The organism is Oerskovia enterophila (assembly GCF_044748475.1).
GTDB classification, from domain to species: Bacteria; Actinomycetota; Actinomycetes; order Actinomycetales; family Cellulomonadaceae; genus Oerskovia; species Oerskovia enterophila.
In genome coordinates this window covers 694,914-714,593 of the sequence record NZ_JBIVFZ010000003.1, presented here as the reverse complement: position 1 = coordinate 714,593, position 19,680 = coordinate 694,914, and the positions used below count along the sequence as shown (strand labels likewise).

15 protein-coding genes are annotated in these 19,680 nt (G+C 69.9%); 12 read left to right on the top strand and 3 right to left on the bottom strand.

From position 1 onward, the window contains the following. Positions 1-127 precede the first annotated feature (127 nt). A complete protein-coding gene (locus tag ACIPWA_RS12555; protein WP_068707434.1) occupies positions 128-1,147 on the top strand; it encodes a 4-hydroxy-3-methylbut-2-enyl diphosphate reductase in 1,020 nt (339 codons plus the stop codon). 218 nt (positions 1,148-1,365) lie between these two features. Here ACIPWA_RS12555 and rmuC read toward each other — a convergent pair whose 3' ends face one another. Continuing rightward, a complete protein-coding gene (rmuC, locus tag ACIPWA_RS12550; protein WP_400290566.1) occupies positions 1,366-2,976 on the bottom strand; it encodes a DNA recombination protein RmuC in 1,611 nt (536 codons plus the stop codon). A 132-nt stretch (positions 2,977-3,108) separates the two neighbouring features. Here rmuC and ACIPWA_RS12545 point away from each other — a divergent pair, with 132 nt between their 5' ends. From ACIPWA_RS12545 to ACIPWA_RS12520, 6 genes are all read left to right on the top strand, one after another. Beyond that, complete coding sequence (locus ACIPWA_RS12545) at positions 3,109-4,017, top strand: ABC transporter ATP-binding protein (protein WP_400290565.1); 909 nt, start codon at positions 3,109-3,111, stop codon at positions 4,015-4,017. Next, entirely contained in the window at positions 3,999-5,585 is a 1,587-nt protein-coding gene (locus ACIPWA_RS12540; RefSeq protein ID WP_056654563.1) for a hypothetical protein, read from the top strand. The genes ACIPWA_RS12545 and ACIPWA_RS12540 overlap by 19 nt, the downstream gene beginning before the upstream one ends. A 136-nt stretch (positions 5,586-5,721) precedes the next feature. Beyond that, positions 5,722-6,807: a redox-regulated ATPase YchF gene (ychF, locus tag ACIPWA_RS12535; protein WP_030152107.1), complete on the top strand. Its 1,086-nt coding sequence runs from the start codon at positions 5,722-5,724 to the stop codon at positions 6,805-6,807. Positions 6,808-6,912: 105 nt separating this feature from the next. Then, the gene (locus ACIPWA_RS12530) at positions 6,913-7,566 is read left to right on the top strand and encodes a hypothetical protein (protein ID WP_400290561.1); all 654 of its coding nucleotides are present in this window, start codon (positions 6,913-6,915) and stop codon (positions 7,564-7,566) included. Next, entirely contained in the window at positions 7,563-8,813 is a 1,251-nt protein-coding gene (locus ACIPWA_RS12525; protein ID WP_400290558.1) for a DUF6357 family protein, read from the top strand. Before ACIPWA_RS12530 ends, ACIPWA_RS12525 begins: the two co-directional genes overlap by 4 nt. An 85-nt stretch (positions 8,814-8,898) precedes the next feature. After that, positions 8,899-9,270: a zinc ribbon domain-containing protein YjdM gene (locus ACIPWA_RS12520; protein WP_400290556.1), complete on the top strand. Its 372-nt coding sequence runs from the start codon at positions 8,899-8,901 to the stop codon at positions 9,268-9,270. A 58-nt stretch (positions 9,271-9,328) separates the two neighbouring features. On the opposite strand, the gene ACIPWA_RS12515 is transcribed toward ACIPWA_RS12520, so the two are convergent. After that, positions 9,329-9,886 (bottom strand): hypothetical protein, encoded by a 558-nt coding sequence (locus ACIPWA_RS12515; RefSeq protein ID WP_400290553.1) that lies wholly within the window; start codon positions 9,884-9,886, stop codon positions 9,329-9,331. Positions 9,887-10,275: 389 nt separating this feature from the next. On the opposite strand from ACIPWA_RS12515, the gene ACIPWA_RS12510 reads away from it, so the two are divergent. From ACIPWA_RS12510 to ACIPWA_RS12500, 3 genes are all read left to right on the top strand, one after another. Further along, entirely contained in the window at positions 10,276-12,123 is a 1,848-nt protein-coding gene (locus ACIPWA_RS12510) for an ABC transporter family substrate-binding protein (RefSeq protein WP_400290550.1), read from the top strand. A 259-nt stretch (positions 12,124-12,382) separates the two neighbouring features. Then, on the top strand, positions 12,383-13,909 hold the full coding sequence (locus ACIPWA_RS12505) for an ABC transporter permease (protein WP_068625320.1): 1,527 nt from the start codon (positions 12,383-12,385) through the stop codon (positions 13,907-13,909). Beyond that, on the top strand, positions 13,906-14,961 hold the full coding sequence (locus ACIPWA_RS12500) for an ABC transporter permease (protein WP_068625321.1): 1,056 nt from the start codon (positions 13,906-13,908) through the stop codon (positions 14,959-14,961). The genes ACIPWA_RS12505 and ACIPWA_RS12500 overlap by 4 nt, the downstream gene beginning before the upstream one ends. Before the next feature lie 23 nt (positions 14,962-14,984). On the opposite strand, the gene ACIPWA_RS12495 is transcribed toward ACIPWA_RS12500, so the two are convergent. Further along, positions 14,985-15,569 carry a PH domain-containing protein gene (locus tag ACIPWA_RS12495; RefSeq protein ID WP_068707423.1) on the bottom strand — a complete coding sequence of 195 codons (585 nt, stop codon included), beginning with the start codon at positions 15,567-15,569 and terminating at the stop codon, positions 14,985-14,987. A 71-nt stretch (positions 15,570-15,640) separates the two neighbouring features. On the opposite strand from ACIPWA_RS12495, the gene ACIPWA_RS12490 reads away from it, so the two are divergent. After that, the gene (locus tag ACIPWA_RS12490) at positions 15,641-17,464 is read left to right on the top strand and encodes an ABC transporter ATP-binding protein (RefSeq protein WP_068625322.1); all 1,824 of its coding nucleotides are present in this window, start codon (positions 15,641-15,643) and stop codon (positions 17,462-17,464) included. 249 nt (positions 17,465-17,713) lie between these two features. Next, a complete protein-coding gene (typA, locus tag ACIPWA_RS12485) occupies positions 17,714-19,624 on the top strand; it encodes a translational GTPase TypA (RefSeq protein WP_068625323.1) in 1,911 nt (636 codons plus the stop codon). The last annotated feature ends 56 nt before the right edge of the window (positions 19,625-19,680 follow it).

Sequence of the window (19,680 nt, the reverse complement as noted above, 5' to 3'; positions counted from 1 at the left end):
GACAGGGCCACCGTGTGCGCGCCGACCCGTGGGGATCCTGTGGAGTTGCTGCCAGGACCTGGCCCGGACCGCACGCGGACCCACCCGCACGGCCCGGCCCCGGGGGCCCGTCGCCTAGACTCGTGGGGTGACTTCCCCGACTGGTAAGCGTGTCCTCCTCGCCGCCCCCCGCGGCTACTGCGCGGGAGTCGACCGCGCCGTGATCGCGGTCGAGAAGGCGCTCGATCACTACGGCGCCCCCGTGTACGTCCGCAAGGAGATCGTCCACAACAAGTACGTCGTCGAGTCGCTGAGCGACAAGGGCGCGGTCTTCGTCGACGAGACCGACGAGGTGCCCGAGGGCGCGCGCGTCGTGTTCTCGGCCCACGGCGTCTCGCCCGCCGTCCACGAGGCGGCCGCCCAGCGCAACCTCCAGACGATCGACGCGACGTGCCCCCTGGTCACCAAGGTGCACAAGGAGGCCGTGCGCTTCGCGGCGGACGACTACGACATCCTGCTGATCGGGCACGAGGGGCACGAGGAGGTCGAGGGGACGGCCGGCGAGGCGCCGGACCACGTCCAGGTCGTCAACTCGCCCGACGACGCCGCGAACGTCACGGTCCGCGACCCGGAGAAGGTCGTCTGGATCTCGCAGACGACGCTGTCGGTCGACGAGACCATGGAGACCGTCGACCGCCTCCGCGAGCGTTTCCCGACGCTCCAGAACCCGCCGTCGGACGACATCTGCTACGCGACGCAGAACCGTCAGGTCGCCGTGAAGAAGCTCGCGCCTGACTGCGAGCTCGTGATCGTGGTCGGTTCGGCCAACTCGTCGAACTCGGTGCGACTGGTCGAGGTCGCGCTGGGCGCCGGCGCGGACGCGTCGTACCGCATCGACCGCGCGCAGGAGATGGACGAGTCCTGGCTCGAGGGCGTGACGACGGTCGGTGTGACGTCGGGGGCCTCGGTCCCGGAGATCCTCGTCAACGACGTGCTGGCGTACCTGGCCGAGCGCGGCTACGGCGACGTGCAGGAGGTGCGCACCGCGACCGAGGACCTCATGTTCTCCCTCCCCAAGGAGCTGCGCGCGGACCTCAAGGCCGCGGGCAACGCGCCTGCGCGCCCGCGCCGCGAGAACCGGACGTCGCTCTCGGTCGAGCCCGTCTGACCCGTCGGAGCTCCGGCCGCACGCAGCAACCGCACGAAGGCCCGCCCCCCGATGCCGGGGGCGGGCCTTCGTCGTCCGGCCCGACGGCGCCGCTCACCGGGGTGCGTCCGTCACAGTGCCTCCCATCCTGCGCCGCTCACCGCACGTGCCGCTCACGGCATGCGGAGGCCGACGGCACGGGACGCTCGCCTCGCGGCGACCCCGGGTCGCGCTGCGCGTCAGGACGCGTCGGCCCCGCGGTCGCGCTCGTGCCGCCCGGGCCCGTTGATCGTCCCGAGCATGCCCGCGTCGAGGACGCCGGCCCCGCTGTCGCTGCGCGGGCCGTGTTCCGCACCCGCTCCCGAGGCGCCGCCCAGCTCGTCGAGCGCGACGACCGACTCGTTGACCGAGGCGAGCAGCTCGGGGGCGCTCACGGCGCTGAGCTGCGGGTTGGCCGGTGCGGGGGTCTCGAGGTCCTCGTCCACGACGTTGAGGTCGGCGAACCGACGGGCGCTGACGAGGACACGGGTCTCGAGCGACGCGACCGTCTTGTTGTACGACTCGGCGGCGCCCTGGATGGACCGTCCCAGCTTGGCCAGGTGGCTGCCCATGACGGCGAGGCGACCGTGCAGCTCCTTGCCGAGCGTGAGCACCTGCTGGGCGTTGGCCGCGAGGGCGTCCTGGCGCCAGGCGTACGCGACGGTCCGCAGCAGCGCGATCATGGTCATGGGGGCGGCGATGATGACGTTCTTGGCGACCGCGTACTCGAGGATCGAGGGGTCCTGCTCGATCGCGGCCGACAGGAACGACTCGGCGGGGACGAACATGACCACGAACTCCGGGGCGGGGCTGAACTGGTCCCAGTACCGCTTGCCCGCGAGGTCGTCGATGTGCTTGCGGAAGTGGCGGGCGTGCGCGGCCAGGCGTTCTGCACGCACCCGAGGGTCGGCGGTCTGCTGGGCGTCGAGGTAGCCGAGGAACGCGACCTTGGCGTCGACCACGACGTTCTTGCCGCCCGCGAGCCTGATCACCATGTCCGGACGCAGCGCGCCGTCGTCGGTGCTGACCTGGTCCTGCTCCATGAAGTCGACGTGCGGGATCATGCCCGCGGCCTCGACCACGCGGCGCAGCTGGAGCTCGCCCCACGCCCCGCGCACCTGCGAGGAGCGCAGGGCCGTGACGAGCTGGGCCGTCTCCGAGCGCAGGGCCTCAGAGTCGAGGCGCATGCTGCGCACCTGCTCCGTGAGCGTGCCGTGCGCCTCCCGACGGGCCTGCTCGGCGGCCGTGACCTCGGCCTTGACCTGGTCGAGGGCCTTGCTCAGCGGTTCGACGAGCTGCTGGACGGCCTGCTCACGCTTGGCCAGCTCGGACTCGCCGACCTGCTGGCTGCGCTTGAAGCGCTCCTCGGCCTGGGTGAGGAACTGCTCGCTGCTGGTCGCGAGGGCCTTGCGGGCCAGGACCTCGAACTGCGCCTCGAGGCGGGCCTGGTCGCCGCGGATCTCGCCGAGCCTCTTCTCCGAGCCCGCGCGCAGCTCCTCGATCGCCCGTTCGTGGTTGGCGCGCTCGATGTCGAACCGTTCGTCCGCTGCTCGCTCGACGCCCGCGAGGTGTCGCCCGAACCCCTCGCGCTCGGTGCGGAGCTGGCGCTCGAACCCTTCGCGCTCGGCCGCGAGGCGCTCGGCGAGCCCGGCGCCGCGCGCGGCCTCCTGCTGCGCCTGGGACAGCAGGCCTGTGAGCCGACCGATCTCCTCCCGTCCCGAGTCGGGCGCGGACCGCCGCGCGAACCACCCCAGGAGGGCACCCACGAGGAGCCCGACGACGAGCATCAACCACGGCAAGGCGTTGTCCATGCCCGCACTCTGCCAGGTGCCACCGACAGGACCGGTGAGCGACGCCGTCGGGCCTGCGGACGAGCCTCCCACCTCGAAAGTAGTGACATTTCACAGGGGGAGCGGCGGCCCGGCTCCGCTACGTTTGTCCGTATGGCCCACGATCCTGAGCCCCGCGACCAGTTCCCACCCGCGACCCCTGGGACGACGGGAGCGCTCGACGCTCCCGGACACCCCGAGGCGTCCGCCCCGACCGCTCCCGTGCTCGCCCCCGCGGCACCGCCGGCCCCGGCGACGCAGGGGCCTGCGGCCCCCGCGCTCTCGGTGCGCGGGCTGTGGAAGAAGTTCGGCGAGAAGATCGCCGTGGCCGGCATCGACCTCGACGTCCCGGCCGGATCGTTCTACGGGCTCGTCGGCCCCAACGGCGCGGGCAAGACGACCGCGCTGTCCATGGCCACCGGTCTGCTGCGCCCCGACTTCGGCGCGGTCCACGTGCACGGCCTGGACCTGTGGGCCAACCCGCTCGAGGGCAAGCGCATGCTCGGCATCCTGCCCGACGGCGTGCGTCTGTTCGACCGCCTCACGGGCGCCCAGCTCATCACCTACGCGGGCCTGCTGCGCGGCATGGACCGGCAGACGGTCGCCGAGCGCACCGCGGACCTCCTCGAGGCCCTGGGCCTGGCGGCCGACGCGAACACGTTCGTCGTCGACTACTCGGCGGGCATGACCAAGAAGATCGCGCTCGCCTCGGCCCTCATCCACGCGCCGAGCCTGCTCGTGCTCGACGAGCCGTTCGAGGCCGTCGACCCGGTCTCCGCGGCCAACATCCGCGAGATCCTCAACGGGTACGTCGCGAGCGGCGGCACCGTGATCGTCTCCTCGCACGTCATGGACCTGGTCCAGCGCATGTGCGACCACGTCGCGGTCATCGCGGGCGGGCACGTGCTCGCGGCGGGCACCGTGGACGAGGTCCGCGCGGGCCAGAGCCTCGAGGACCGCTTCGTCGACCTCGTCGGCGGCCGTCACACCACGGAGGGGCTGTCGTGGTTGCGCACCTCGTAAGGCTCAAGCTCACGCTCATGCGCAACACGCTCAAGAAGAGCGTGTGGCAGACGATCGGCCTGGCCCTCGGGATCCTCTACGGCCTCGGCATCGCGACCATGGCGCTGATCGGGCTCGCGGTCCTGGGTACCACGGCCCCGGAGACCGCGGGGCAGATCGTGACGATCGTCGGCTCGGTCGTGGTCATCGCGTGGTGGGTGGTGCCGCTCTTCGCGTTCGGCGTGGACGCCACGCTCGACCCGCAGCGCTTCGTGACGTTCGCGGTGCCCCAGCGTCAGCTCCTCGCAGGCCTCGCGGTCGCGGGCCTGGTCGGCATCCCGGGCGTCGTGACGCTCCTGGTCTCGCTCGGCACGACGCTCGCGTGGTGGCGCTCTCCCGTCGCGGCGCTCGCCGCGGTCGTGGGCGGGCTGCTCGCGGTCGCGATGTGCGTCGTGGGCTCGCGCGCGACCACGACGGCGCTCGCGCCCCTGCTCGACTCGCGTCGCTACCGCGAGGTCCTGTCGATCGCGGCGTTCGTGCCGCTCATGCTCGCCGGCCCTCTCATCGGCTGGGCGACCGCGGCGATCGCCCGCGGCCAGGACGTCCTGCCGGTCATCGCGGCCGTCCTGGGATGGACGCCGTTCGGGGCGCCGTGGGCCGTCGCGTCCGCGGTCGCCGACGGCGCCTGGGGCCTCGCGCTCGCCCGGCTCGCGATCGCCGTGGTCGTCGTGGCGCTCGCGTGGGTCGTGTGGGACCGTGCGCTCGCCAAGGCGCTCGTCGCCCCGCGCGGCGGTGCGAGCGCGGGCAAGTCCAAGGGCCTGGGCTGGTTCGACCGCTTCCCGGCGACCCCGGTCGGGGCCGTCGCAGCGCGATGCCTCACGTACTGGTTCCGCGACCCGCGCTACTCGGGGTCCATCGCGGTCGTCCCGCTGCTCCCGGTCCTGCTGTGGTTCGTCGGCTCGAGCATGGGGATCGACGGCGGCGACGGTTTCCGCGAGCTCATGCTCGTGCTCGGGCCGCTCACGGCGTTCACGTTCGGGTTCGCGATCTCGGCGGACATCGCCTACGACCACACCGCGTTCTGGACGCAGCTCTCGTCCGGGGTCACTGGCTTCGCGGACCGTGCGGGCCGTGTGCTCGCGGCCGCCGTGCTGGGGGTCCCGGTCGTGACGGTCTTCGCGGTCGTCTCGGTCGCCTTCACGGGGCGGTGGGACCTCCTGGTCGCCACGGTCGGGCTGAGCCTGGGCGTGCTCGCGACGGGGCTCGGCGTGTCGAGCGTGGTCTCGGCGCGGCTCCTCTACCCGGTGCCCAAGCCGGGGGACAGCCCCTTCAAGTCGCCCCAGGGGGCCGCGATGGCGACCATGTTCGCCCAGATGATCACGATGCTCGTGCTCCTCGCGCTGTCCCTGCCGGCGGCGGGCCTGGCGCTCACGAACGTCCTGACGGGCGACGCGGTGTGGGGCTGGCTCGCGCTGGTCGTGGGCATCGGTCTCGGCGGGCTCTTCCTGGTGCTGGGCATGCGCTGGGGCGGGCGTCTGGTGGACCAGCGGGGACCGGAGCTGCTCCAGCAGGTCATGAGCTACAAGTAGCGGGCCCGACGCCGGCTCTCGCCCGGGTGCGCACGTGCCGTCCTGCACGCGCCCACCCGGGCGAGGGACGCCGTCGGGCTACGGGTCGCCGAGGGCGCGAGCGGGCTGGTGCGCCGCTCCCGTAGACTCAGGCCCCGTGGCTCTTACAATCGGCATCGTCGGCCTGCCCAACGTCGGCAAGTCCACCCTCTTCAACGCCCTGACGCGCAACCAGGTCCTCGCAGCGAACTACCCGTTCGCGACGATCGAGCCGAACGTCGGTGTGGTGTCCCTCCCGGACCCCCGGCTGAACAAGCTCGCGGAGATCTTCGGCAGCGAGCGCATCCTGCCCGCGACGGTCTCGTTCGTCGACATCGCGGGCATCGTCAAGGGTGCGAGCGAGGGCGAGGGACTCGGCAACAAGTTCCTCGCGAACATCCGTGAGGCGGACGCGATCTGCCAGGTGACCCGTGCGTTCGACGACCCCGACGTGATCCGCGTCGAGGGGTCCACGGACTCCGCCGACGACATCGAGACCATCAGCACCGAGCTGATCCTCGCCGACCTCCAGACCCTCGAGAAGGCGCTGCCGCGCCTCGAGAAGGAGGTCAAGATCAAGAAGGGCGACCCCGTCCTGGTCGCGGCCGCGCAGAAGGCCCAGTCCCTGCTCGAGCAGGGGATCACGCTGTTCCAGGGCGCCGCTGCCGCGGGCCTGGACCTGGCCGAGATCGCGAGCCTGCAGCTCATGACGGCCAAGCCCTTCATCTACGTCTTCAACACCGACGACGCGGGGCTCGTGGACGAGGCCCGCAAGGACGAGCTGCGCGCGCTCGTCGCGCCGGCCCAGGCGATCTTCCTGGACGCCAAGTTCGAGTCCGAGCTCGCCGAGCTCGAGCCCGAGGAAGCGGCCGAGATGCTCGCCGAGACGGGCCAGGAGGAGTCGGGGCTCGACCAGCTCGCGCGCGTCGGCTTCGACACGCTCGGCCTGCAGACCTACCTGACCGCCGGGCCCAAGGAGTCGCGCGCCTGGACCATCCGCAAGGGCTGGACCGCGCCGCAGGCGGCGGGCGTCATCCACACCGACTTCGAGCGCGGCTTCATCAAGGCCGAGGTCATCTCGTTCGACGACCTCGTCGAGACCGGCTCGGTCGCGGCGGCCCGCGCGGCGGGCAAGGCCCGCATCGAGGGCAAGGACTACGTCATGGTCGACGGCGACGTCGTGGAGTTCCGCTTCAACGTGTAGTCGCTCGGAAGCCCCGGCCGGGTCGGCGCCGGCCGAGGCCGGCCCGGCCCGGCGCCGGCTCGACGACGGCGGTGGGGACCGCACGAACGACGACGGAGGACAGCCATGGCCCGCCCGTACCACCCCGGACCGAAGCAGTTCGTCTTCGGCGTAGGCGACGGCAACGACCACCAGGTCTTCGTGGAAGACCCGCAGGAGGCCTACGTCGCGTTCTCCGCGTTCTTCAGAGGTCGAGAGTCGGACACCTACACCGTCGACGACGAGCCGGCGGGCCAACGCCTGGTGCTCATGCCCGGTCGAGGTGTGATCGCGCGGAGCGAGTTGACGGGACGGGCCCGGAGCGAGCACCTCACGGTCGACGGGCCCCATCGCTACCTGCCGAGCGCCATGCTGTTCTTCGAGAACGGGTATGCCGGCCTGGACCGCTTCGGCCAGTGGCTCCCGGAGCTCGACGACCTCGACGCGTCACCGGAGGCTCGCGGTGCCGCCCGCGCCGCGGCGATCACGACCGAAGCCGAGGCGATCGAGAAGGTCGCTCGGATCTGGGGAGACTCGGGCATCGTCGACCCGAGCGACCAGTTCTACGTCTTCTTCGATGCGCACGCTCTCGACGATGCCCCGGCAGATCGAGCCGAGCTGCTCGGACTGATCACGTTCCTCGGGCTCCAGCGGGTCGATGCCCCGGCCGGGGCCGCCGCAGGGGAGGTCTGGGTGCGTACCGACGAACGCCTCGACGTCGAGCTCGAGAAGTGGTCATGAGGGACGTCGTCTTCACGCGCGCGAGCGGTTGGATCCCGACCGTGATCCGGGAGGACGGCGAGCTGAGGTTGATGCTCGCTGCCGGGGCCGACGCCAACCACGACCCGCGGACGTTCACCTTCCCGATCGGGGAAGCCCATCTGGCGGTGATCCGCGAGGACCTGGCGAGACACCTGCTGCTGTGGAGCGCGGTCCTTCCGTTGTGCGACGCGGCCGGGACCCGGGGGCGCCTCGACGAGGACGTCGCTGTCGCGCTCCTGGACCCTGTGCTCCTCTCCCCGTCCGTCGACGTCGACGCGCTGTTCGAGCGCATCCCGTGGGACAGGAGCCGGCTCGTCGCGCACGGGGCCCACATCGATCTGCTCGAGCGCGGTCAGGTCTGCGCTTCGATGCGCGAGGCGTCGGAGACGCCCGACGGGAGACGAGCGCAGGCGTACTCGGCGGACCGTCGTCGAGCCGGGCGTGGGGTGGTCCTCGGCCCGCTCGACGCCGCGATCCTGAGGTTCACCGGACAGTACCTGCACGGTGCGACGATCCCGCGACGCCATCCGGACGCCGTCGACCCTGCGCTGCTCTCCGAGGTCATGCGCGTGATCGCGACCGCGGAGCAGGCGAGCTCCGGGATGCGGATCGGCCTCGACCCGCGACGGGGAAGGCGCGCCACGGACAAGCGCGAGTGGGACCGCGTGGCGGAGGCGGTCGAGGCCGCGGTGCGGGGCGCACACCCTGAGCTCGTCGACGACGCGGTACGCACCGTGAGCTTCCTGATGTGCTCGGAGGTCGCGGACCGCACACGGGACCTGCCCGTGGAGGACGAAGCCGTGGTGCTGGGCGACCATGCCGGCGCGAGAAGGACGAGGCTGACGTTCACGGACGACAAGGAGGTCGAGAAGCGGTGGCAGCAGGGTGGCCCACGCACTGCCGACGTGGAGTTCTGGGAGTTCGTCGCTGATCGGTCGGCCTCGGACAACGAGGTGTTCACCATCGAGGACGAGACGATGGGCGAAGGGATCCAGCTCCACTTCTACGCGGACTCGATCGCCCGGGTCACGACGGTGCGCAAGGGTGTCGGCGGGGCGGAACCGGAGTACCGGGTCGAGTACGGTCTGGTCGACGGGATGAGCGGGTACCGGACCGTGGTGAGCGCCTTCGTCCGCGGCGGCTGCGCCGGGCTCGACCAGCACGGCCCGTGGATGTCGGATGCCGCCGAGCTCGAGCGTGCACGCCGGCGGCGCGACGCCCGGTAGTCCCGGCTCGACGCACCCACGCCTCGACGAGGAACGAGAGTCGGCTCGAGGCCGATTCCACGACACACGACGACCTGGAGGTCCAATGTCTGATCAGCTGCCCCCGTGCCCCTCGTGCGCGAGCGACTACTCGTACGAGTCCGGCGCGCTGCTGGTGTGCCCGATGTGCGGCCACGAGTGGGCGCCCAGCAGCGTCGAGGAGACCGACGACGCCGACGCGCCAGACGCACGTGCGGTGAAGGATGCCGTCGGCAATCCGCTGGAGGACGGCGACGACGTCACGATCGCCAAGGATCTCAAGGTCAAGGGTGCTGGCGGCGGAGTCGTCAAGGTCGGCACCAAGGTGCGCGGCATCCGGCTGATCTCCGACGGCGTAGGTGACCACGACATCGACGCGAAGGTGCCGGGGTTCGGGCAGATGCAGCTGAAGTCGAGCGTGGTCAAGAAGGTTCTCTAGCCCGTTCGGTGCGTCCGGCCCGACCAGAACCTGGTCCGCCTCCCCGTGCGCGGCGCGCTCAGGACCGTTCGAGCGTCATCCGCCGCCGGGCACGGTGCAGGCTGATCAGCCCGCCCACGGCGGCGCCGCAGCCGATCACGACGAACGCCAGTCCCAGGAAGTGCGGGAAGCCCCACCCGCCGGACGCGAGGGCCGGCAGCTCGCTCGTGAGCTCGACGGTCGGCGGGTCGCCGAGCAGGTACGTGACAGGCCGGCCGATGAGCTGTTCCTTTCCCTGGAACTCGTCGGCCCACCCGGTGACGGACCGACCGCGGACATACTCCGGCCGGTGGTCGGTCTCGGCGACGAGCTGCTCTCCGTCGGTGCCGGTGAACGTGAGCTCCAGCGAGCTGTGCATCTGCTGGTCCGCGGACCAGGAGTGCACGCGGGCATCGGTCACGGTCCCCGACCGCCCCGACGCGACGAGCTCTCTGGCTTCCAGGCCCGGCCCGAGCGCGGCTCCGAGCATGCTCAGGCCGAACAGCAGGAACATGGCCGCGAAGGCGAGGACGACGATCGAGGCGGTGCGCAGCGTCCTGGAGGGGAGGGCGGCTGTCGCCGGAGGGGGCACGGTCACGACGAGGAGCCTATGGCGAAGCTCCTGCGACGTGCGGGTCGCAGGAGGATCGGCTGCGTGACGGAGGTCTCCGAGAGGCCGGTCACACTCCCCGTTCGTGGGACGGGCGCCGCCGTATCGTGAGACGCGGCAGGTGCCCGTTCTTCGTGTCCAGGGTGTTACGTACCGGTTTCTCCCGGTATCCGGACGGAAACAGGACCGTACCGGCCAGTATCAACTCGGTAACGATCGGCTGCCCGAAAGGCGCAACCGGGTGAAGTCACCCATCTTGGTCGGTACCGTTGCCCCAAACCATGGTGGGCTTCCCTGACGACGCCGCCGAGGACGCCCTGCGGGTCACCCGCGCGGTCCTCGAGGCAAGGGAGTCGCCATCCCCTTGAGGAGGAACATTGAACATCAGGCGCACAAGTGCCGTTACCGCGGCCGTGGCCTCGGTCGCGTTGGTGCTGACCGCATGCGGTGGCACGGCCAACGAGGCGGAAACTGACGACGCAGGCATCAACCAGGAGTCCGCGGTCACCGTGGCCTGGGAAGCACCGCTCAACGAGCTCAACCTCAGCTCGACGAACGGCAACGCGACGCAGAACGCCGTGATCGGCTACATGCTGAACTCGGGCTTCAACTACTACGACGAGAACCTCAACCTGGTCGAGGACACCTCGTTCGGTTCGTACGAGAAGGTCTCCGACGACCCGCTGACGGTCAAGTACACGGTTGCCGACGACACCAAGTGGTCCGACGGCACGGCGTTCGACGCGACGGACATCCTGCTCCAGTGGGCCGGCACCTCCGCCAAGTTCAACAACGTCCAGCCCGAGACCGACGAGGAGGGCACCATCACGAACCAGGCCGCCCTGGACGCCGGTGTCTACTTCGACGGCACGACCCCCGGCGCCTCGCTCATCAGCGCGGTCCCGGAGATCAGCGAAGACGGCAAGTCGATCACCTTCGTGTACGACAAGCCCTTCGGTGACTGGGCCCTGAACTTCACCAACCAGTTCGTCCCGGCGCACGTGGTCGCTCAGAAGACGCTCGACATCCAGGACCCGCAGGAGGCCAAGGACGCTCTGCGTGACGCCATCCTGAACGCCGACGTCGCCAAGCTCTCGCCCATCGCGACCTTCTGGAACTCCGGCTTCGAGATGACCAAGATGCCCGAGGACAAGTCCCTCGTGCTCTCGAACGGTGCCTACCTCCTCGACGCGTACGAGGAGAACCAGTACCTGACGCTCAAGGCGAACCCTGACTTCAAGGGCAAGAACAAGGCCTCGGTCGAGACCATCACGGTCCGCTACATCGACGACCCGATGGCCCAGGTCCAGGCGCTGCAGAACGGTGAGGTCGACCTCATCGGCCCGCAGGCCTCGGCAGACGTGCGCAGCGCCCTCGAGGCCCTGCCCGCGATCGAGACCAACAACAGCGTCGAGGGCACGTTCGAGCACGTCGACCTGGTCTTCGAGAACGGTGGCCCCTTCAGCCCCGCGACCTACGGCGGCGACGCCGAGAAGGCCAAGAAGGTCCGCCAGGCGTTCCTCCTCTCCATCCCGCGCCAGACGATCGTCGACAACCTGATCGTCCCGCTGAACCCTGACGCCGAGGTCCGCAACTCGCAGATCCTCATCCCGGGCTCGCCCAACTACGACAAGATGGTCGAGGAGAACGGCTCGAACTTCTACCCGCCCGCGGGTGACGTCGAGAAGGCCAAGGCGCTGCTCGCCGAGGCCGGCGTGACCACCCCCGTCAAGGTCCGCTTCGCGTACAACAACGAGAACGCGCGCCGTGTGAACCAGGTCGCGCTCATCACCGACACCGCGTCGCAGGCCGGCTTCGAGATCGTCGACACCGGCCGTCCGGCCGCGACGTGGGGCACGCTCCTCGGCACCGGCCAGCAGGAGTACGACGCATCGCTCTTCGGGTGGCAGTCGACCTCGACCGCCGTCACCGAGTCGGACGCAAACTTCCGCTACTCGCCCGAGCGTGGCCTGAACAACTACGGCTTCTACTCGAACCCGGCCGTCGACGCTGCGCTCGACCAGCTCCAGGTCTCGACCGACCCCGACGAGCAGTTCGCGCTGCAGCTCGAGGTCGAGAAGAACCTGTGGGCCGACGCCTTCGGCACCACGATCTTCCAGTTCCCCGCGATCCAGGGCTGGAACGAGAACCTGAAGGGCGTCGACGCGATCACCATCAGCCCGACGATCTTCTACGGCTTCTGGAACTGGGAGCTCGGCGCGTAGCGTCGAGCCCATCCGTTCCTGAGCACGGGGCCAAGCCCCCGGCCGGCACCAGGCCCACGCCTGGTGCCGGCCCGTGCTCGGCGCGTCGCACGACGAGGGCACCGGTCGATTCGATCACCGGTGTCCTCGTCGTGGGTTGTGCGGCAGGAGTCCACCATGACCCTCACCTCGCGCCGGCTGAACGTCTCCTCGCGCTACCCGCGCGTAGACTTGCCCGGCCCTAACCTGGGTCCCTAGTTTCAGCGAGGTATGCCCTCCAATGTTCTCTTTCATCTCGCGGCGTCTGCTGGCAGGGTTGGGAACCCTGCTCGTGTCGACGTTCGCCATGTACCTGCTCGTGAGCAAGTCGATCAGGCCTTTCGAAGACCTCGAGTCGCTGACGGACGGCGCGGTCAAGGCGCAGAGGATCGCCGAGCGTACCGAGATCCTGGATCTCAACACGCACCCGGTGATCCGCTACTTCAAGTGGCTCGGTGACTTCGTGACCGGCGACTTCGGCGTCGGCTGGCGTTCCGGTCAGCCCGTCTCGAGCCTGCTCCAGGGGGCCGTCGCCTCCACGATCCAGCTCGTCGCCGCGGCGACGGTCATCGCGATCATCCTCGGCGTGATGATCGGCATCGTGAGCGCGCTGCGCCAGTACAGCTCGTTCGACTACATCACGATCTTCCTGTCCTTCGTGCTCTACTCGCTCCCGGCCTTCTGGGTCGCCGTGCTGCTCAAGCAGTGGGGGGCGATCGGCTTCAACGACTTCCTCAAGGATCCGTCGCTGAGTCCGCTCGTGATAGCGGTCGCCGGTGCGCTGGCAGGGACTGCCTGGATGCTCGCCTTCGGCGGGACGGCCCGCAAGCGGCTCATCACGTTCGGCAGCGCCTTCCTGGTCACCGTCGGCGCGCTCTACTACCTCCAGCTCTCCAACTGGTGGCTCCAGCCGAACCTCGGCCCCGTCATCATCCTGATCACGGGTACGGCGCTCGCCTTCGCGATCACCGCACTGACGGCCGGTCTGCAGAACCGCCGGGCCCTGGGCGCGGCGCTGTCGACCGTGGCACTGGGGCTGGCGCTCTACTACCCGTTGAGGTCCGTCCTCCGTGCGGTCGACAGCTGGGCTCTCGTCGGTGGCCTCGCGGTCCTGACGATCGCCGTCGGCATCGGCATCGGCTACCTCTGGGGAGGACCGGACCGAGGAATCTCCGCGCGCAGCGCTGCGATCACGGCGTTCCTCGTGGCGTCCATGATCTTCGTGGACAAGGTCATGTCGATCTGGCCCGCCTACCTCAAGGCCCCGGCGATCAACGGCCGGCCGCTCGCGACCATCGGAGACGCCACCCCGAACCTCGGGGGCAACTTCTGGGTCGGGACCCTGGACAGCTTCACGCACCTCCTCCTGCCGACGATCGCGCTGGTCCTCATCCAGTTCGCCGGCTACACCCGCTACTCGCGGTCGAGCATGCTCGAGGTGATGAGCCAGGACTACATCCGCACCGCGCGCGCCAAGGGCCTGCCGGAGCGGACGGTCATCATGCGCCACGGGTTCCGCAACACGCTGATCCCGCTCGCGACGATCGTCCCGATCGACGTCATCACGCTCCTCGGTGGCGCGATCATCACCGAGAAGGTCTTCGCCCGTCCGGGCATGGGCACCCTGTTCATCGACTCCTTGCAGGGTGCTGAGGTCGATCCAGTGATGGCGTACCTCGTCATCGTGGCGGCCCTCGCCATCATCGCCAACATCGTGGCTGATCTGATCTACGCAGCCCTCGACCCGCGGATCCGGGTGAACGCATGAGCAACGCCATTTCTCCTCAAGATTCCACGTTCGACCCGAACGTCGAGAACCAGATCGAGCTCAAGGAGGTCGAGGGGCTCTCGCAGAACCAGATCGTCCGCCGGCGGTTCCTCCGCCACAAGGGCGCGGTCATCTCGGTCGTCGTCCTCGCGCTGATCACGGTCCTCGCGGTCACCTCGGTCGGCTTCGGTTCGTGGACCGGCTGGTGGAACTTCGTCCCGTCCGGTCAGGGAGCGACCAACCCTCTGGTCAACGGGGGCGCCCCGAGCTCGGTGCACCCCTTCGGGCAGGACGAGGCCGGTCGTGACATCTTCGCCCGCGTCATGCGCGGCACGCAGACGTCGCTCATCATCATGTTCTCGGTGGGCCTCATCGCGACCGTGATGGGCATCGTCGTCGGCGCGCTCTCCGGGTTCTTCCGAGGCACGACGGACTCGCTCCTGATGCGTTTCACGGACCTCATCATCACGATGCCCGTGATCGTCCTGGGTGCCGTCCTCGGTCTGATGTCGGGCGGCAACAACGCTGCGGTGTTCGGCGCGTTCCTCGGTCTGATCCTCTGGCCGCCGCTGGCCCGTCTGGTGCGTGGCGAGTTCCTCTCGCTGCGCGAGCGGGAGTTCGTCGACGCGGCTCGTGTCGCCGGTGCGAGCAACACGCGCATCATCTTCAAGCACATGCTGCCCAACGCGGTCGGCGTCATCATCGTCAACACGACGCTGCTGCTGAGCTCGGCGATCCTGCTGGAGACGTCGCTCAGCTACCTCGGGGTCGGCATCAAGTCGCCGTCCATCTCGCTGGGTCTGCTGATCAACGACTACCAGCAGGCGTTCGCCTCGCGCCCCTGGCTCTTCTGGTGGCCAGGTGCCTTCATCGTGTCGATCGCGCTGTGCGTGAACTTCATCGGTGACGGTCTGCGCGACGCGTTCGACCCGCGTCAGAAGCGGATCCCCTCGTTGCGCAAGATGGCGCGTGCGCGCCGCATCGAGCGTCCGCTGCCCACGACGCGCCCGACCGACGGCACGGGTGCCGCTGCGGAACCGAGCACCCCGTGACCTGCGCGCCACGGCGCGTCGGGTCACCCTCCGACGGTCGTGACCACGATCGTCGCGACCACCAGGGCGCCGAGCACGGCGAGCTGGCGGACGTTCCAGCGGGTGCTGGCGCCGGGCGTGTCGTCGCGGCGGGCATCGAGGTAGCCCGCCGCGACGAGGGCCGCGTGGCGCTCGGCCACGGCTGCCGTGACGGTCTCGGCCGTCGCGGCAGCCGTGGCGCCGCTGCCGCGCTGGGTACCGTCACGGCGGGTGCGCAGCCAGCGTGCGCTGCCGCTCGACCGGGGCGCGGCCCAGGCGGTCACGGAGCCGCCGCGGTACCTGACCTCGAGCGACCAGCGTGTCTCGGCGCCCTCGAACGCGGGCCACGGGACGTGCACGCTGCGCACCACGTTGTGGACGTCGATCCCGCCGTCGGACACCTCGACGCGTGGCGCCCAGAACAGCATGGCGACCGCCCAGGTCACCAGTGCCGCGCCGGGCAGCGTGCGCAGGCCCGCGGCCGCGCCGTCGGACGTCCAGATCGCGGCGCAGAGCATCACACCGACCACGCCCACCGCCACGGTGAGCACTCGGCCGTACATCGAGAAGAAGACCTTCGTGGGACCCATGGCCCCATGTTCCCAGAGATGCGGCGCCACGAGCGCCAGGTCTCCCACCTGCTGGAAGGACACTGATCATCGTGGCCATCGACACATCTTCCGTGCCTCAGTTCACGCCCACGGGGAGCCCCGTGCTCTCGGTGCGCGACCTGGGCGTGGACTTCTACGTCGACGGGGTCTGGTACCCGGCGGCGACCGACATCAGCTATGACCTGTACGCGGGCGAGGTCCTGGCGATCGTGGGCGAGTCGGGCTCGGGCAAGTCCCAGTCCTCGCTCGCCCTGCTGGGTCTGCTGCCCTCGAACGGGCGCGCACGCGGTAGTGCCAAGCTGGGCGACCGCGAGCTCATCGGCCTGACGCAGGGCGGCCTGCGCAACATCCGTGGGCGGGAGATCTCGATGATCTTCCAGGAGCCCATGACCGCGCTCAACCCCGTCTACACGGTCGGCTTCCAGATCGTGGAGACGATCCGCACGCACTTCACGGTCGGCCCCTCGGAGGCCAAGAAGCGTGCGATCGAGCTGCTCCGTCTCGTGGACATCCCCGAGCCCGAGCGTCGCTTCGACGCGTACCCGCACCAGCTCTCGGGCGGTCAGCGTCAGCGCGCCATGATCGCCCAGGCCCTCGCCTGCGACCCCAAGCTCCTGGTCGCCGACGAGCCGACGACGGCGCTCGACGTCACGGTCCAGGCGGAGATCCTGCGCCTGCTCCGCGACCTGCGTCACCGGGTGGACGCCGCGATCATCCTCATCACGCACGACATGGGCGTGGTGGCGGACATGGCCGACACCATGATGGTCATGAAGGACGGCCACGTCGTCGAGCGTGGGACCTCGGCAGAGGTCTTCGGCGCGCCGAAGGACCCGTACACGCGTCGTCTGCTGGACGCCGTCCCGCACCTGGGTACGTCGAAGACCGGCGTCGAGTCCGTGACGCACCGTGCACCTGCCACGGCTCCGGTCGTGGACAAGGACGTCGTCCTCGAGGCGACCGACATGATCATCGAGTACCCGGCCCGCCGTCGGCAGAAGGCGTTCCGTGCCGTCGACCAGGTGAGCTTCTCGATCCGCAAGGGCGAGGTGCTCGGCCTCGTGGGCGAGTCCGGCTCGGGCAAGACGACCATCGGCCGCGCCGTCGTCGGGCTGCTGCCCGTGACGGGTGGCTCGCTGCGCGTCGGCGACATGAACATGGTCGGGGTCTCCCCGAAGGCGCTGCGCCCGCTCCGCAAGGAGGTCGGGATCGTCTTCCAGGACCCGGGTTCGTCCCTGAACCCGCGCCTGCCCATCGGAGAGTCGATCGGCGAGCCCCTCATGCTCCACAAGGGCATCAAGGGCAAGGCGTTGAGCGCCGAGGTCGAGCGTCTGCTGGACCAGGTCGAGCTGCCCCGGGCCATGCGCAACAGGTATCCGCACGAGCTCTCGGGCGGCCAGCGCCAGCGTGTGGGCATCGCCCGCGCGCTCTCGCTCGAGCCCAAGCTGCTGGTCGCGGACGAGCCGACGTCGGCTCTCGACGTCTCGGTCCAGGCCCGTGTGCTGGACCTCTTCCAGGACCTGCAGCGTGAGCACGGGTTCGCGTGCCTGTTCATCTCGCACGACCTCGCGGTCGTCGAGATGCTCTCGGACCACGTCGCGGTCATGCACCAGGGCAAGCTGGTCGAGGTCGGGACCACCGAGCAGATCGTCCACGCGCCCGTGGACCCGTACACGCAGCGCCTGCTCGCTGCGGTGCCGGTGCCGGACCCTGCCGAGCAGCGTCGGCGTCGTGAGGTGCGTGACGCCCTGCTCGACGCGTCCAAGAACGACCTGGCGCGCGACGAGCGCAAGGAGCTCGGCGCTCTGGCGCGTACGCAGGACGAGGACCGCGAGGACCTCGAGGGCGACCGCATCCCGCAGCAGCCGGTCTGACCGGTCTCGCGCACAGCACGGGTGAGATGCCCGACGACGGCACGCGCCGTCGTCGGGCATCTCGCGTCTGCGGGCAAGGGGAGCGGGGTGTGACGGAGCACCCCCTCCACGCACTGGCCTGCACCCGGTAAGATAGCCGTGCCCGGACGACGGCGCGCGCGTGCTCTGCGCGGGCGGCGCCCGTCTGCTGGCCACCAACTCCGGGGCGGAAACCTCCGTCGCTTGCTCCTCTCCCGAAATGAGTTCTGTATGTCTGTGCGCTCTGACCTGCGCAACGTGGCGATCGTCGCCCACGTCGACCACGGCAAGACGACCCTGGTCGACGCGATGCTGCACCAGTCCGGCGCCTTCGGCGCTCACGCGCACGTCGACGAGCGGGCCATGGACTCCGGTGACCTGGAGCGCGAGAAGGGCATCACGATCCTCGCGAAGAACACCGCCGTGCACTATGCCGGTCCCGCAGCGATCGCCGCCGGTCAGCCCGACGGCATCACGATCAACGTGATCGACACCCCGGGCCACGCCGACTTCGGTGGTGAGGTCGAGCGCGGCCTGTCCATGGTCGACGGTGTCGTGCTCCTGGTCGACGCCTCGGAGGGCCCGCTGCCCCAGACGCGCTTCGTGCTGCGCAAGGCGCTCGTCGCCAAGCTCCCCGTGATCCTCGTGGTCAACAAGACCGACCGTCCCGACTCGCGCATCGAGGAGGTCGTCGCCGAGGCGACCGACCTGCTGCTCGGTCTCGCGAGCGACCTCGCGGACGAGGTCCCCGACCTCGACCTCGACGCGATCCTCGACATGCCCGTCGTCTACGCCGCGGCCAAGGTCGGGCGCGCCTCGACGGTCCAGCCGGCCGACGGCTCGGTCCCGGACAGCGAGGACCTCGAGCCCCTGTTCAAGGTCATCCTCGACAAGATCCCGGCCCCCACGTACGAGGAGGGCGCGCCGCTCCAGGCGCACGTCACCAACCTCGACGCGTCGCCGTTCCTCGGCCGCCTCGCGCTGCTGCGCATCTTCAACGGCACCATCCACAAGGGCCAGACCGTGGCGTGGGCCCGTGCCGACGGCACCATGCAGAACGTCAAGATCACCGAGCTCCTCGAGACCAAGGCGCTCACCCGCGTGCCCACGGACTCGGCGGGCCCGGGCGAGATCGTCGCCGTCGCCGGCATCGAGGAGATCACCATCGGTGAGACCCTCACGGACCCCGACGACCCGCGTCCGCTGCCGCTCATCACGGTCGACGACCCGGCGATCTCGATGACGATCGGTATCAACACGTCCCCGCTCGCGGGCAAGGGCGGCAAGGGCCACAAGGTCACGGCCCGCCAGGTCAAGGACCGCCTCGACAAGGAGCTCATCGGCAACGTGTCGCTGCGCGTCCTGCCGACCGAGCGTCCTGACGCGTGGGAGGTCCAGGGTCGTGGGGAGCTCGCGCTCGCCATCCTCGTCGAGCAGATGCGTCGTGAGGGCTTCGAGCTGACCGTCGGCAAGCCGCAGGTCGTCACCAAGCAGGTCGACGGCAAGCGCCACGAGCCCATGGAGCGCATGACGATCGACGTGCCCGAGGAGTACCTGGGCAACGTCACGCAGCTCCTCGCGCAGCGCAAGGGCCGCATGGAGACCATGTCGAACCACGGCACGGGCTGGGTCCGCATGGAGTTCGTCGTCCCGGCTCGTGGGCTCATCGGCTTCCGCACGCGCTTCCTCACGGACACGCGCGGCACGGGCATCGCGTCCTCGATCGCCGAGGGCTACGAGCCGTGGGCCGGCCCCATCGAGACCCGCGTCAACGGTTCGCTCGTCGCGGACCGCTCCGGTGTGGTGACGCCGTTCGCGATGATCAACCTGCAGGAGCGTGGCTCCTTCTTCGTCGACCCCACGCAGGAGGTCTACGAGGGCATGATCGTCGGCGAGAACTCGCGCAACGAGGACATGGACGTCAACATCACCAAGGAGAAGAAGCTCACGAACATGCGTGCCGCGTCGAGCGACACGTTCGAGAACCTCACCCCTCCGAAGCACCTGACGCTCGAGGAGTCCCTCGAGTTCGCCCGCGAGGACGAGTGCGTCGAGGTCACCCCCGAGGTCGTGCGCATCCGCAAGGTCATCCTCGACCAGACCGAGCGCGCCCGCGCGTTCTCCCGCGCGAAGAAGTCCTGAGCGTCGGCTCAGTCGTCCGCCTGAGCGTGCAGCCCGTGCCGCCGGTCCTCGTGACC